We start from the raw sequence: 14,806 nt of genomic DNA on the forward strand, positions 1-14,806 counted from the left end.
AAGCACATACAACAGTCTTATACATATTTTAAATTAAGGAAGACAATAATTGTTATATCAGGTCATAACTTTATGATTTCTCTGTCAAAATAAACTCAGAATAAGGTGCATCCAATAATCTTTTCGTAGCTAATTTAATATCTGCTAACTGTATTTGATTAATCTCGTGCTCGAACTGCTCATTCGTAACTAATTCATTATGAAACATGATTGAACGTGCATTTCTCGTCATTTTATTTTGGTTAGATTCAGATGCCATTAAAAAGCTTGTGATGATATGACTTTTAGCATCATCTAATTCATTCTGTGTAATACCATCACTTAATAATGACTCAAGCACTTCAGTAATAAGTTCACTTGATGCATCAACATTTTCTTTATCAGTTGCTACATAAATTGTCAGCAAGCCATCATTGTGAAAACTTTGGAAATCTGAGTAAACATTATAACATAATCCATGTTCTTCTCTTAGAACTTGGAACAATTTAGAGCTCATTGTTTCGCCTAAAATCGTGTTCAATATATTCGTTGCATAGTAGTGTTCATCATTATAACTTGGTGCATCATAACTTCTCATAAAATGCGTTTGCTCTAGCTCATTTTTATAGTAAGTTTCTTTCTTCTCAATAAAAGTCATGTTTTGTTCTTGTTGATCAAGCGGTATTTCTATGCCATCAGATAATTGCTTAAGCAACGTTTCTTTCATAGACTTGCTATAGGCACCTGCAACTGAAACAATTAATCGATTACTTTGATAATATTTTTTATGGAAATCAACTAATGTATCTCTATCTATTCGATTGACACTATCAGGCGTACCAAGGATCATTCGTCCTAATGGTTGGTCTTTATAAATTTCATGTTCTAATTTATCCATTAACCATTCTTCTGGTGTATCTTCAATCATTTTAATTTCTTCTAAAATGACTTTTTTCTCACGAACAATTTCTTCTTCAAGAAACAGTGGATTTTTAACCATATCTATAAGTAAATCAATTGCTTTATGTTCAAATCTTTTTAATGTTTTACAGAAATAACAAGTGTACATTTTTGTCGTATATGCATTGTTATAGCCACCAATTTTATCAAATTCATTTGATAATTGCTGTCTCGTATAGTGTTCACTACCTTTAAACAACATATGTTCCATAAAATGAGCAATACCTTCTGGATAATCACCTTCATCACCCGTTCCAGTATTGACATAAACACCTACACTAATTGTTTCACTGTTAGGAACTTCTTCAAAAATCACAGTCGTTCCATTATTCAGTCGTTGTAAATCAGCCATATTTATTCACCTCAAAATAAATAGGGACACGTCAATGTCCCTCTATTAGTAGACATACATACTTTCATAACCTCTCTTGCCTAGGGTACAGTCTCAGCCTGTAGTCTTCGACTTGTACGATTCCCTCAGGCGTATCGGTTATAAAAGTATTTTATATGAAGCAATCATTAATTTAAAACCTTTTGTGTTATAAGTATTGAGAAGTATTATGTACATGTATAATCGCAGTATTTGCATTTTTAGCCAAAACTGCTAATAACGGTATCAGTATTTGCACCTTTTGCCAGAACTGCTAATAACGACACCCTTATACATACCACTACTAACATATGTCATGTAACTTCTTGTTCTACTTACTCATAAAAAATGCCAACAAAATCTATGACTTTGTTGACACTTTAAATTTCAGATTTTAATGATTGTCAATGTCCCTATCTGAATCTTTTCTTTTATTATTTTTGTTCTTTTTCTTCGTTTAACAACACTTTGCGTGATGCGTTTACGCGTCCTTGACGGTCAATTTCAGTTACTTTTACTAAGAATTGGTCGCCAATTTTAGCTACATCTTCAACTTTGTTAACTCTTTCGTTAGAGAATTGAGAAATATGAACAAGGGCATCTTTACCTGGGAAGATTTCAACAAATGCACCGAATTTTTCGATACGTTTAACTGTTGCCATATAAATTGCACCGACTTCAGCTTCTCTTGTAATATCTTCAATAATTTGTCTAGCACGGTCGATCATTTCTTTATCTTTAGATCCGATAAATACTGTACCGTCTTGTTCGATATCTAATTTAACACCTGTTTCATCAATGATTTCATTGATTTTCTTACCACCAGGTCCAATAACATCTCTAATTTTATCTGGTTTAATATGCATAATTTCAATTTTAGGTGCATATTGGCTAAGTTCTTCTCTAGGTTCTCTTAATGTTTCAAGCATATGATTTAAGATATATAATCTACCAATCCTTGCTTGCTCAAGAGCTTCTTTTAAGATTTGTTCACTTAAACCATCGATTTTGATGTCCATTTGAATAGCAGTGATACCTTTTTCTGTACCTGCAACTTTAAAGTCCATATCACCTAGTGCATCTTCCATACCTTGAATATCAGATAAAATTGTGTAGTTATCATCTTTAGTAATCAAGCCCATTGCGATACCTGCAACTGGTGCTTTAATTGGCACACCTGCATCCATTAAAGCTAAAGTTGAACCACAAATTGAAGCTTGTGATGATGAACCATTTGATTCAAGTACTTCTGAAACAACTCTTATTGTATAAGGGAATTCTTTTTCATCAGGAATAACTTGTAGTAATGCACGTTCACCTAATGCACCGTGACCAATTTCACGACGTCCTGGTGCTCTCACTGGTCCTGTTTCACCAACTGAGAAGTTAGGGAAATTATAGTGATGCATGTAACGTTTTTGTTCTTCTGTACCTAGACCATCAATGATTTGATGTTCACCTAATGCACCTAAAGTCGCAACTGAAAATGCTTGAGTTTGTCCACGTGTAAATAAACCTGAACCATGAGCTCTAGGTAATAATCCAACTTCAGAAGACAATGGTCTGATTTCTTCAGGATTACGTCCATCTGGTCTCACTTTATCTTCAGTAATTAAACGACGCACTTCTTCTTTTACAAGTGCATCTAATACTTTACTTACATCTTTAAGAACTTCTTCGTTATCTGGATCTTCTTCGTTAGTAAAGTCATTTAGAACTTCTTCTTTAACTGCAGAAATATTAATATCTCTTTGTTGTTTTTCTTCAGTTCTGATTGCTGAAATAATATCTAAAGCTTCTGCTTTAGCACGAACAGTTTCTTCAAATGAAGCTTCAATTTCAACAGGTATAAATTCAGCTTTTTCAGGTTGAATATCTTCAATGATAGCTTCTTGGAATTCAACTAATCTTTGAATTTCTTTATGACCAAATAAAATAGCATTTAACATTGTTTCTTCAGTTACTTCTTTAGCACCCGCTTCAACCATGTTAATCGCATCTTTATGACCCGCTACTTGTAAATCCAATAAAGAGACTTCTCTTTGTTCAACATCTGGATTGATAACAAATTCGCCGTCTACTAATCCTACGTTTACACCTGCAATTGGTCTTTCAAATGGAATATCTGATACAGATAATGCCATTGAAGAACCGATCATAGCTGCCATTTCTGGTGAACAGTTTGGATCAACACTCATTACGATAGAAATAACTTGAACATCATGTCTGTATCCTTTAGGGAATAATGGACGAATTGGTCTATCAATTAATCTACTTGTTAAAGTAGCATCTTCACCAGGTCTACCTTCGCGTTTATTAAAGCCGCCAGGAATTTTTCCTGCAGCATACATTTTTTCTTCATAGTTAACCATTAATGGGAAAAAGTCTACATTTCTAGGTTCTTTTGATGCAGTTGCTGTTGATAATACAACTGTATCCCCATATCTTACTAATACTGCACCATTAGCTTGTTTTGCTAATTGGCCTGTTTCAATTATTAATGGACTTCCTGCCCATTCTGTCTTAAAGACTTTCTTCTCTTGAGACATTTATGAATCTCCTCTCATACACTTAATCTCTTATATCATACCATTATACACATATTTTTTATATTTATTTATAAAAAAATCGAAAGAAATCTGGTTGATTTCCTTCGATTGAAATTACGATTAGCGACGTAATCCTAATGATTTAATTAAATCACGGTAACGTTGAACATCATTTTCACGTAAATATGTTAATAAATGTTTACGACGACCAACCATTTTTAATAATCCACGACGTGAATGATGGTCTTTCTTGTGAGTACGTAAATGTTCGTTTAAAGCAGTGATTTCTGCTGTTAAAACTGCGATTTGTACTTCTGGAGAACCAGTATCAGTTTCATGTACGCGGTATTGTTCGATTAGTTCGTTTTTTCTTTCTTGTGAAATTGCCATTGTCAATTTCCCTCCTATAATTGTATTCACCGTAAACCTGAGCTGATCGTCGGAGTGTCGATAAGCCAAGGATTAGGCACTCAAATCATTATACATAACTCTTTATGTTCTTTCAAGTGATAATAACGCTTTTGCTTCTTCTTTATCTTGCTTAATTTGATTAACAAGTGCATCTATGCCATCAAATTTTTGTTCTGGTCTAATAAAATGGTGCCAATATACTTCTACACGCTCACCATATATACTTTCTTCAAAATCAAAGATATTAACTTCAATACTTATTTGAGAAACAGATGGATCATGGAATGTTGGTTTCACACCAACGTTACACACACCTTTATATGACTTATCTCTTGACTTAATTAATAATGTTACGGCGTAAACACCTTTTCTCGGTAACACATAGTCATCGCTAGGTTCAACATTAGCTGTAGGAAAACCAATCGTACGTCCTCTTTTTTCACCTTGAACAACCATACCTTTAATAACATATGGGCGTCCTAAAGCTAAATTACAAGCTTCTATTTCACCTAATTCAAGTGATGTTCTAATATTCGTAGTTGAGATTTTTTCATCCTCATGTAATGTTTGCTTAGAAACGACAAATACATCAAATGGATAATCATTCTCTTGTAATGATGCCATATTTCCTTTTCCATATTTACCAAAACTAAAATCATAGCCAGCAATAACAGCTTTTACATGATTTTGAATAAAATATTGGTCAATAAAATCATCTGCAGACACATCTGCAAATGTCGAAGAAAAGTTAACGACGAAACAGTAATCTACGCCTAACTTTTCAATTGCTTCAATTTTATCCGCAATAGGTGTTAAATACGTTGTTCTTTTCTTTTCAGGATTTAAGACAACTGAAGGGTGTGGATCAAATGTCATAACAGCTTTTTTTAAATGTTTATCTTTAGCTACTTTAATCATTTTCTTAAGAACTTGTTGATGACCTAAATGTATGCCATCAAAAAAACCGATTGCTAAAGCAATATTTTCATTTACAAATTGTTTAGATTTAATTGGGTGCGTAATTTCTATAACTTCCATCAATATACTCCTTTAAAGAAAAACTTTTTTCGGTTTATAAAGTGTTTCATTTTTATCATAAGTATCCATAATAGCAATCGCTTTGTCTTCATACCAAACAACAAATTCGCCATCATGTTTACTTTCATCTATTAAAGATTTTTCTATTTTTTGTCCGTTCTGAATACGCGTTACGATATTTTTATCATATACGGTAATTTTCGTTAAACCATTCAATCCATATTCTAATGGAAGAATCACATCTTGTAACTTATCTTGCTCAACAATTTCTCTTAAGTCATCTAATTTAATAGCCTGATTTAAAGTAAAACCGCCACTTTTCAATCTAATTAAATGAGACATATGTGCAGGATAATTTAGTAACGCACCAATTTGAGTTGCTAACGTTCTAATATATGTCCCTTTGCCACATTCAACTTCAATTTCAAATTTACAAGTATCATTCTCATAAATAATATCAGAAATTAAATCAATACTGTTAATATGCACCCTTCTAACAGGACGTTCAACTTCAATATTTTGTCTAGCATATTCATATAATTTCTTACCATTAACTTTAACAGCAGAATACATAGGTGGAATTTGTTCTATGTCACCTTCTAATTGTTTTAAAGTCGCAATCATTTCATCTTTGTCCCATAAATTTTGATCAACACGCTTCTGTTCTACAATCTCACCAGTTTGGTCTTCAGTCGTTGTACTAACACCAATCGTTACTTCAGCTCTGTAAGATTTGCCACTTTCCATCACATAATCACTCACACGCGTCGCTTTCCCAACACAAATCGGTAGTACACCACTTACCTCAGGATCCAAAGTTCCAGTATGGCCAACTTTTTTTGTTTTTAAAATTTTACGAAGTTTAAATACGACGTCATGACTTGTCATACCAACTTCCTTATGAATTGCTAGAATGCCATCCAAATTTACGACCTCCATAATGTTTCTATTCTTTTTAATTTTACATGAAAATATTCATAAAAAGAAGAAATAACTCAATTTCATAAAAAATGCGATTGTGTTGGGGACAGAATTCTGAGTAATGTCCCTAACGAGGACGCTTACGGACAGAATTCCGAGAAATGTCCCTAACGAAGGTGCTTACGGACAGAATTCCGAATAATGTCCCTAACGAAGGTGCTTAGAGACAAAATTCCGAGAAATGTCCCTAACGAGGGTGCTTACGGACAGAATTCTGAGAAATGTCCCTAACAGAGGTGCTTAGAGACAGAATTCCAAGAAATGTCCCTAACAGATGCGTCGCTCTTATTACCAGAATTCGAAATTATGGTAGTTAGTGCGTTCTTATTACCACAATTCAGAATAATGGTAGTTAGCGCATTCTTATTACCACAATTCGAAATTATGGTAGTTAGCACATTCTAATTACCAGAATTCGGAATAATGGTAGTTACAGCATTCTTATTACCACAATTCAGAATTATGGTAGTTACAGCATTCTTATTACCACAATTCGGAATTATGGTGGTTACAGCGTTCTTACTCCTACTTCTAGGTCTTCTCACCAACAAAAAAAGACTAAGACATCTTATAGTGTCTTAGCCTAAATTTGGATTAATCATTACGATTTAAATCTTGAATCATGCGTTCAATTTTATTACCGTAATCGATTGATTCATCATATTCAAAATGCAATTCTGGTAAAATACGTAATTTCATACGATTACCTAATTCTGATTTAATAAAGCCTTTTGCTTTTTCTAAACCTTTAAATGTATCTTCTTTTTCTTTATCAGTACCTAATACAGTTAAATAAACTGTAGCGTGTGATAAGTCTCCTGGAAGTTCTACATCTGTAATTGTTAAAAATCCAACTCTTGGATCTTTAAGTTTATTGTTGATGATATCCATTAATTCTTTTTTCATTTGTTCGCCTACTCGTTCAGAACGAATACTCATATCTTTCACCTCTTAACATTCTCATCTCTCTATATACATTAGTACATTATAGCACATGCTTGAATGCTTAAAAAGATAATCATTCCATTAATTATTTGTTTAAATTACATTAGAAAAATAAATGAAAGATTATCGAAAAATAAGTTAAAAAAATTCATAAACTATCCATCAATACTTCATATCCCATCTTAGGCATGCTTAAAGATGATAATAAATGAAATAATAAATAATATTTGCAACAGTGCTCTTAAATATATGTTCATTGGTACTTTTCCACCTATGGTAATATTTTTAGCATGTGCTTTCATATAACCAGGGAACAATACAAAACATAAAATAATACCAATCACACTGAATACAAAATTAACTTTAGGAATAAACACACTTATCGCTATGACAAATTCTAACCATCCCGTTACATACACAATCATTTTCGGATTTGGAATACTACTCGGAACCATTTTAATAAGTGAATTTCGAATAGAAGGCATAAATCTACCAATAAATGTATACATAAATGCGAAAAATATTGAAAATTGAGCGACATTCATCCACATACTTTCAGTTTGAAATATACGATGTACAATAAATCCAATAAAGCAGCCAACAAAATAAACGATCATTGTTTGCATAAGAACCACTCCAATACGTCATATTTGTAGTTCATGTTTAACTTTACTGCATCCAATCTATTTACTTACCTATTCCCTTATTGCAGTGTAAATATACATTAAAAATAACGATTCATACTTTAATGAATGTCATCAACTGTCACATAACAAGTCATCATCTATAACACAAATTTCACTTTTCTAAATAAACCGTTATGCTATATATATCAAGTATATTTATATACTTGAAGAGAATCCGTATTCTCGACTCAACAATAAAAGTGCTTATCTTCCAAAAATGGGAAGTATATCTCCAGCTAAGGTATACTTCCCATTTACATGTCAGTAAATCCAGTTATTTGATTATGATTATATTTAATAACCTTATTTGCTTCCGCAGTTTCGAGTTCCATATTTAAATCTTTGGCTACTTCAACTGATAAAATATAAAATTGTTCTGTAATACTTAATAATGAATTTGTTATATCATCAACTTCACCGTGTGGATATGATGCCAACAATTTATTCCATTCAGACTTAGAAATGTATTTTTTTAATAATTTATGGTTTTTTCCAGTTGAGATTTGCCATTCAAATTTATTACCGACTTTCCAGTCATACATAGTCAAAAGTAAATCACGCATCATATTTAAATGATCAATAGCATAAAAAATTTCTTCTCTTTTAATGCCTTTAACAACATATGTTGATAACCACCAAAATTCATTACAAACAAAATCAAACCGCTTCTGTTTAGGTTTCTTAATATGATATTTTTTATCACTTGGTTCACTTTGATCACTAAAATAATGATCCTTATCAATTAATACCTTCAGTAAATAATCTTCATGTCTATATGCTTCTATACATTCAATTGGTATAAATCTGAAATCTACTCGCATGTGTTTTTCAAACAACACCATATAAAATAATTGATCCTTTATACCACTATCAGAACGCTCTCTATTACACTGAGAAATAATAGGCTCTCCAAAATTTTTAATAAATGATAAATGTTGAATAAACGACTCATAATTCTTTACGATAAATGCAATATCAAAATCTTGATATTCATCCGGTTCAATAAATTTATTAACCCTAGACCCATTCATGCAAACTGCTCTAATATCATCCTCAATCGAAGCAATATTAAAAATTTCTTCCAATACCTCACGTTCTGTTTTCATGATATCACCTGCTATTCAGTATACTCATTATCTAATTTTATAGATTTATATATTGCCATTCCAGTTTTTAATTTTTTAAATCCGAGCTTTCTATATAACTCTTCATTACCAGTCGTAGATATTAAATGAATACATGATATTTGTTTTAAATCTTCTAATAAAATTTCAATCATTTTTCTTGAAATACCTTTTTGTTGATATGTTTTCTTTACAACTACATCATATATAGCAGCATTAAACACTCCATCTGATAATGCCCTAGCTACTGCAATAACTTCATCGTAATTTTTAACTATTACAACATGTGAACTATTGAGAAATATTTTTTCTATTTTTTCGTTATCATGACCTAACCAACCAACGGATTCATATACTTCTTTTATACTATCAATATTTTCGCTTTTAAATTCACGTTCAAAAGTGTACATAAACATCACCTACTACTCATTATGATAAATTAATTGTATAACACCTGATTTAAATTTTCTTGAATGTACTAGTTTAAGTTGTTGTCTATCTTCTATATCTATAAATAGTGGTTTTCCTTTTCCTAAAACTATAGGATGTATGGATAGTCTATATTCATCTACTAATCCATAATTTACAAATGTCGTAATTAAGCTAGATCCACCATATAACCATATATCTTTACCTGGCTTGCTTTTTATTTCATTTACATGTTCAACGATATTATCTTTAATAACATTGACATGTTTATCTTCAAACTTAAATTTCTTTGAAAAGACATATTTTTCTTTGGCATGAATGTTTTTCCACATTAATTTATCATCTTCTGAATCTTCTAAACTAGGCTGAAAATCTCCCCATGCTTCATAACTTTTTCTTCCATAAAAAATTGTATCGACTTGATTTAAAAAGTCATCAAAATTCATTTCAGGATCCATAATACACCAGTCAATCTCGCCATTTTCACCTTCGATAAGCCCATCTAACGTAACAGCTAAATCTAAAATGACTTTCCTACTATTATCATCACTACTCATATATTGAACCCCCAATCATCTCTTTCTATTATCATACACGAAATGATAATAGAAAACACACCACATTATTTATCATAAATGGGTGTGTCTTGATTCTAATTCTAATAATGATTGCTTCATTTCAAGTCCGCCTCTATAGCCTCTTAGTTGTCCGTCTTTGCCTATAACACGATGGCAAGGTATCACAATGTTTAATGGATTTTTACCGACTGCTGATGCAACGGCTCTAACTGCATTTGGTTTATCAATTTTATTGGCTAAATCTGAATAAGTTGTTGTTTCTCCATATGGTATTTTGGTCAATGCTTGCCACACAGTTTCGTTAAAAGGTGTGGAATTTATATCTATTTTTAAGTCAAAAGTGTTTCTTGTGCCATTAAAGTATTCATTCAATTGGTCGATATATGGTTTTACTTTGTCTTGATTTTCTTTAATTTCTATATTTGAAATAAACTGATGTATTTCATTTTCTTTATCAAATGAGCCTACAAATATGAGACCCTCATCACTTGCATAAATATCGAGATGTTTATTAAGATGCTTAAGAATACCATGATAAATTATTTTCATCGACTACCTCCTTTGATGAAAGTTTAAATGAATTTATTTGTAAACTCAATATAAATAGTCGTTATCATAATTAGATAGCAATATAAGGATATTTTTATATGTTATGATATTTTTGAGGTGATAGATATGACAATGTATTTAACTGAGAAAAGATGGCAAGACATTCAAACAAACAATAAATTAGCAAATGATGATTTTGTATATGCAGTTAAGACGACAATGATATTCTGTAAACCTTCATGCAATGCTAAATTACCTAATAAAGAAAATGTTTCAATATATCGAGACTATCACGAAGCTATAGAAAATGGTTATCGTCCTTGTAAAAAGTGTAATCCAACAGGTCAATTATTAGAAGATGAAGAATGGGCATTACAAATAAAAAATTTCATTCATCGATATTATCATTTAAATCTTACATTAGATGAAATTTGTAACCAATGTCACGGTTCAAAATTTCATTTATCAAGATTATTCAAACAAGTTACTCATCAAACCATTATGCAATATTTACATGAAATAAGAATTGAAAAAAGTATCGCATTGCTTAATGAGAATATAATGACAGTTGAAGACATTGGTAGAAAAGTTGGTTATAAAACAACATCACATTATATCAAAGTATTTAAGCAATTCTATTTTATGACACCTTTACAATATCGCAAACAGAAAAACAGCTAAGATAGCTTCCTATCTTAACTGTTTTTTAAAAGATTAACAATGTTACATACAAACCTACTAATGTAATAAATAATACGGGTATCGTTATGATAATACCTGTTTTAAAGTATGTGCCCCAAGGTATTTTAACACCTTTTTGAGACAATACATGTAGCCATAATAATGTTGCTAATGAACCGATAGGAGTAATTTTCGGACCGAGGTCTGAACCAATGACATTTGCATAAATCATGCCTTCTTTAAGGGGACCAATAACATCTGATTGATGGATAGCGAGCGCATCTATAAGAACGGTTGGTAAGTTATTCATAATCGATGATAAAAATGCTGCTATAAATCCCATTCCCATAATACTAGCAAATAATCCATGTTGAGAAACGTCTGTTAGTATATGACTTAAAATTGTTAGGATACCAACATTTTTAAGCCCAAAGACAACTAGATACATACCAATTGAGAATACGACTATATTCCATGGTGCACCTTTAAGTACTTTTTTAGTATGAACTGCAGGAGATTTTCTAGCAAACCATACAAATATAATGGCTACTATACCTGCAATAATTGATACCGGTATGTGTACAAACTCACTGATAAAATATCCGATGAGTAAAATGGATAGTATAGCCCATGACATATGAAACAGTTTCAAATCTTTAATTGCTTCTTTTGGTTGTTTTAAATGACGATCATCAAATGTACGTGGTATTGACGATTTAAAGAATAACCACAATACAGCAATACTGGCCAATAACGAGAATATATTCGGTATGAACATATGTAAGAAATATTCAACAAAGCCAATATTAAAATAGTCTGCAGAAACAATATTCACTAAATTACTCACTGTAAATGGTACCGAAGTTGTATCTGCTATAAATCCACTTGCTATCACAAAAGGAAAAATGATTTTCTTATTAAATCCTAGATGACGTACCATTGCCAATACTATAGGCGTAAGTATCAAAGCCGCGCCATCATTCGCAAAAAATGCCGCAACAATTGCACCTAATATCATGATATAAATGAACATCTTTATACCATTTCCATGAGAGGCTTTAACCATATGAATCGCAGACCATTCAAAGAAACCAATTTCATCAAGAATAAGCGAAATGATAATAATTGCTATGAATGTCAATGTTGCATTCCAAACAATGCTAGTCACTTCAAATATATCTTGTATTTGTACAACACCAGTTATTATGGCAATTAATGCACCAATAAAAGCTGTTAAACCGATATCTAGTCCTTTCGGTTGCCAAATAACGAAAGTCAGTGTCAATACAAAAATAATGATTGCAAGTATGGTCATCATCGCTTTCCTCCTTTCATGAAAACCCCCAAATTATAAGCTATATCAAAAAAGACTGAGACAATAAATAATGTCCCAGTCTCTTAAGATTTATATTAAAGTATTCACTTTATTTTCTTTCAATTTCAACCATTTTGAAAGCTTCGAAGATGTCGCCTTCTTTAATGTCGTTGAATTTTTCAATTGTGATACCACATTCATATCCAGCTGCTACTTCTTTAGCATCATCTTTGAAACGTTTAAGTGTATCTAATTCACCTTCAAAGATCACAATGCCGTCACGAATAATACGTACACTTGCATCTCTTGTAATCTTACCGTCTGTTACGTAACTACCAGCGATTGTACCAACTTTAGATACTTTAAATGTTTGACGTACTTCAGCTTGACCAATAACTTGCTCTTCAAATTCAGGGTCTAATAGACCTTTCATAGCTGATTCGATTTCTTCGATTACTTTATAAATAATACGGTGTAATCTCATATCAACATTTTCTTCTTCTGCAGCACGTTTAGCACCTGCATCTGGTCTTACGTTAAATCCGATAATAATACCGTTTGATGCTGCTGCTAATGTAACGTCTGATGCATTAATCGCACCAACTGCTGTATGAATAATACGTACATTAACACCTTCAACATCTATTTTCATTAATGATGCTGCTAAAGCTTCTACTGAACCTTGAACATCACCTTTAATGATGATATTTAAATCTTTCATTTCACCTTGTTTCATTTGTTCAAACAAGTTATCTAATGAAACGCTCTTACTATCTTGACGTTGTTTTAAGATATTTTCTTGTTGACGTTTTTCACCGATTTGACGAGCTTGTTTTTCATTTTTGAATACAACAAAGCGATCACCAGCTTGTGGTACATCATGTAAACCAGTAATTTCAACAGGTGTTGATGGTCCAGCTGTTTTGATTCTTTTACCTAAATCGTTAACCATCGCACGTACTCTACCGTATGTGTTACCCACTACTAATGAGTCACCAACTTCTAAAGTACCGTTTTGTACTAATAGAGAAGCTGCAGGTCCACGTGATTTATCAAGCTCTGCTTCGATTACAGTACCTACTGCAGCACGGTCAGGGTTAGCTTTTAATTCTTCAACTTCAGAAACTAAACCAATCATTTCTAATAAATCATCGATTCCGTCACCTTGGATTGCTGAAAGTTGAACGAAGATTGTATCTCCACCCCAGTCTTCAGGATAAAGACCATATTCACCTAATTCTTGCATAACGCGATCAGGGTTTGCTGTTGGTTTATCAACTTTGTTTACCGCAACAATAATTGGTACTTCTGCTGCTTTAGCATGGTTGATTGCTTCAATTGTTTGAGGCATTACACCATCATCAGCTGCAACAACTAAAATTGTGATATCTGTTACTTGAGCACCACGCGCTCTCATTGTTGTGAAAGCAGCATGTCCTGGTGTATCAAGGAATGTAATTTTCTTGTTATTGTTAACAATTTGGTATGCACCAATATGTTGTGTAATACCACCCGCTTCACCAGCTGTAACACGTGTATTACGGATTGAATCTAGAAGTGTTGTTTTACCATGGTCAACGTGTCCCATGATTGTAACAACTGCAGGTCTTTCGATTAAGTCTGCATCATTTTCATCAACTTCAAAGTAATTTTCTAAGTCAGTAGCATCTACATGTACTTCTAACTCAGCTTCAATATCATAATCTGCACAAATTAATTCAACAGTTTCAGTATCTAATGCTTGGTTAATATTAGCTACAACACCAAGTAAGAATAACTTCTTGATAATTTCAGAAGCATCTTTGTTGATTTTATCAGCTAATTCACCAACTGTAATACCTTCTTCATACGTAATTAAAGATGGTGTTTCTTTAACTTCCGGTTTAGGTTGTTGCTGTTGTTGATTATGTTGTTTTTTGTTATTTTGCTTTTTATTCTTTTGATTCTTTTGTTGATGATTAGGTTTATTGTTTTGTTTGTTATTCTGTTTGTTGTTACTTGATTTATTTGTATTTGCGTGAGTAGTTGTTTGGTCTTTTTTAGCAGAATCCTGCTTTTTAAATGCTTTATCTAAAATTTTAATGTCATTCTCCTCTAATGCTTGCATGTGATTTGATACTTCTATGTTATTCTTTTTTAATTCGTCTATGATTGCTTTACTCTTTACATCGATTTCTTTTGCATACTCATATATTCTCTTTTTACTCATAT

At 32.0% G+C, this 14,806-nt stretch carries 14 protein-coding genes; 1 reads left to right on the top strand and 13 read right to left on the bottom strand.

Annotation, left to right across the window (positions count from 1 at the left end; genetic code table 11):
* Positions 1-70: 70 nt before the first annotated feature.
* From LQ677_RS01005 to LQ677_RS01055, 11 genes are all read right to left on the bottom strand, one after another.
* Positions 71-1,291, bottom strand: a complete 1,221-nt coding sequence (locus tag LQ677_RS01005) for a M16 family metallopeptidase (protein WP_191835964.1) — start codon at positions 1,289-1,291, stop codon at positions 71-73.
* Positions 1,292-1,743: 452 nt separating this feature from the next.
* The gene (gene pnp / locus LQ677_RS01010; protein WP_025905355.1) at positions 1,744-3,858 is read right to left on the bottom strand and encodes a polyribonucleotide nucleotidyltransferase; all 2,115 of its coding nucleotides are present in this window, start codon (positions 3,856-3,858) and stop codon (positions 1,744-1,746) included.
* 120 nt (positions 3,859-3,978) lie between these two features.
* Positions 3,979-4,248 carry a 30S ribosomal protein S15 gene (gene rpsO, locus LQ677_RS01015; RefSeq protein WP_025905354.1) on the bottom strand — a complete coding sequence of 90 codons (270 nt, stop codon included), beginning with the start codon at positions 4,246-4,248 and terminating at the stop codon, positions 3,979-3,981.
* 102 nt (positions 4,249-4,350) lie between these two features.
* Positions 4,351-5,307 (bottom strand): riboflavin biosynthesis protein RibF, encoded by a 957-nt coding sequence (gene ribF / locus LQ677_RS01020; protein WP_025905353.1) that lies wholly within the window; start codon positions 5,305-5,307, stop codon positions 4,351-4,353.
* 12 nt (positions 5,308-5,319) lie between these two features.
* Entirely contained in the window at positions 5,320-6,231 is a 912-nt protein-coding gene (gene truB, locus LQ677_RS01025) for a tRNA pseudouridine(55) synthase TruB (RefSeq protein ID WP_275583239.1), read from the bottom strand.
* Between the two features lie 651 nt (positions 6,232-6,882).
* The gene (gene rbfA, locus LQ677_RS01030) at positions 6,883-7,227 is read right to left on the bottom strand and encodes a 30S ribosome-binding factor RbfA (RefSeq protein ID WP_037587805.1); all 345 of its coding nucleotides are present in this window, start codon (positions 7,225-7,227) and stop codon (positions 6,883-6,885) included.
* Between the two features lie 188 nt (positions 7,228-7,415).
* Positions 7,416-7,859, bottom strand: a complete 444-nt coding sequence (locus LQ677_RS01035) for a hypothetical protein (protein ID WP_159315103.1) — start codon at positions 7,857-7,859, stop codon at positions 7,416-7,418.
* Between the two features lie 314 nt (positions 7,860-8,173).
* On the bottom strand, positions 8,174-9,025 hold the full coding sequence (locus LQ677_RS01040) for an aminoglycoside 6-adenylyltransferase (protein ID WP_239748021.1): 852 nt from the start codon (positions 9,023-9,025) through the stop codon (positions 8,174-8,176).
* 11 nt (positions 9,026-9,036) lie between these two features.
* Positions 9,037-9,453, bottom strand: coding sequence for a GNAT family N-acetyltransferase (locus LQ677_RS01045; RefSeq protein ID WP_191835960.1), 417 nt, complete (start codon positions 9,451-9,453; stop codon positions 9,037-9,039).
* Positions 9,454-9,465: 12 nt separating this feature from the next.
* Positions 9,466-10,029: a dihydrofolate reductase family protein gene (locus LQ677_RS01050; protein ID WP_048542593.1), complete on the bottom strand. Its 564-nt coding sequence runs from the start codon at positions 10,027-10,029 to the stop codon at positions 9,466-9,468.
* 72 nt (positions 10,030-10,101) lie between these two features.
* Positions 10,102-10,599, bottom strand: coding sequence for a methylated-DNA--[protein]-cysteine S-methyltransferase (locus tag LQ677_RS01055; protein ID WP_239748022.1), 498 nt, complete (start codon positions 10,597-10,599; stop codon positions 10,102-10,104).
* Positions 10,600-10,725: 126 nt separating this feature from the next.
* On the opposite strand from LQ677_RS01055, the gene LQ677_RS01060 reads away from it, so the two are divergent.
* Entirely contained in the window at positions 10,726-11,280 is a 555-nt protein-coding gene (locus LQ677_RS01060) for an Ada metal-binding domain-containing protein (protein ID WP_191835958.1), read from the top strand.
* A 25-nt stretch (positions 11,281-11,305) separates the two neighbouring features.
* Here the strand turns inward: LQ677_RS01060 and arsB are convergent, their stop codons facing one another.
* Together arsB and infB are read right to left on the bottom strand one after the other, a co-directional pair.
* Complete coding sequence (gene arsB / locus LQ677_RS01065; RefSeq protein ID WP_239748102.1) at positions 11,306-12,595, bottom strand: arsenite efflux transporter membrane subunit ArsB; 1,290 nt, start codon at positions 12,593-12,595, stop codon at positions 11,306-11,308.
* 109 nt (positions 12,596-12,704) lie between these two features.
* On the bottom strand, positions 12,705-14,804 hold the full coding sequence (infB, locus tag LQ677_RS01070) for a translation initiation factor IF-2 (protein WP_126476487.1): 2,100 nt from the start codon (positions 14,802-14,804) through the stop codon (positions 12,705-12,707).
* Positions 14,805-14,806 lie beyond the last annotated feature (2 nt).

Origin of the sequence: Mammaliicoccus sp. Q-M61 (assembly GCF_022386055.1) — a bacterium.
GTDB classification, from domain to species: domain Bacteria; phylum Bacillota; class Bacilli; order Staphylococcales; family Staphylococcaceae; genus Mammaliicoccus; species Mammaliicoccus sciuri_A.

Coding starts and splice junctions, on each gene's coding strand:
- ribF (WP_025905353.1), bottom strand. CDS start 5,307: ATGGAAGTTATAGAAATTACGCACCCAATTAAATCTAAACAATTTGTA.
- rpsO (WP_025905354.1), bottom strand. CDS start 4,248: ATGGCAATTTCACAAGAAAGAAAAAACGAACTAATCGAACAATACCGC.
- LQ677_RS01055 (WP_239748022.1), bottom strand. CDS start 10,599: ATGAAAATAATTTATCATGGTATTCTTAAGCATCTTAATAAACATCTC.
- LQ677_RS01050 (WP_048542593.1), bottom strand. CDS start 10,029: ATGAGTAGTGATGATAATAGTAGGAAAGTCATTTTAGATTTAGCTGTT.
- infB (WP_126476487.1), bottom strand. CDS start 14,804: ATGAGTAAAAAGAGAATATATGAGTATGCAAAAGAAATCGATGTAAAG.
- LQ677_RS01060 (WP_191835958.1), top strand. CDS start 10,726: ATGACAATGTATTTAACTGAGAAAAGATGGCAAGACATTCAAACAAAC.
- arsB (WP_239748102.1), bottom strand. CDS start 12,595: ATGACCATACTTGCAATCATTATTTTTGTATTGACACTGACTTTCGTT.
- LQ677_RS01005 (WP_191835964.1), bottom strand. CDS start 1,291: ATGGCTGATTTACAACGACTGAATAATGGAACGACTGTGATTTTTGAA.
- LQ677_RS01045 (WP_191835960.1), bottom strand. CDS start 9,453: ATGTACACTTTTGAACGTGAATTTAAAAGCGAAAATATTGATAGTATA.
- LQ677_RS01040 (WP_239748021.1), bottom strand. CDS start 9,025: ATGAAAACAGAACGTGAGGTATTGGAAGAAATTTTTAATATTGCTTCG.
- LQ677_RS01035 (WP_159315103.1), bottom strand. CDS start 7,859: ATGCAAACAATGATCGTTTATTTTGTTGGCTGCTTTATTGGATTTATT.
- rbfA (WP_037587805.1), bottom strand. CDS start 7,227: ATGAGTATTCGTTCTGAACGAGTAGGCGAACAAATGAAAAAAGAATTA.
- pnp (WP_025905355.1), bottom strand. CDS start 3,858: ATGTCTCAAGAGAAGAAAGTCTTTAAGACAGAATGGGCAGGAAGTCCA.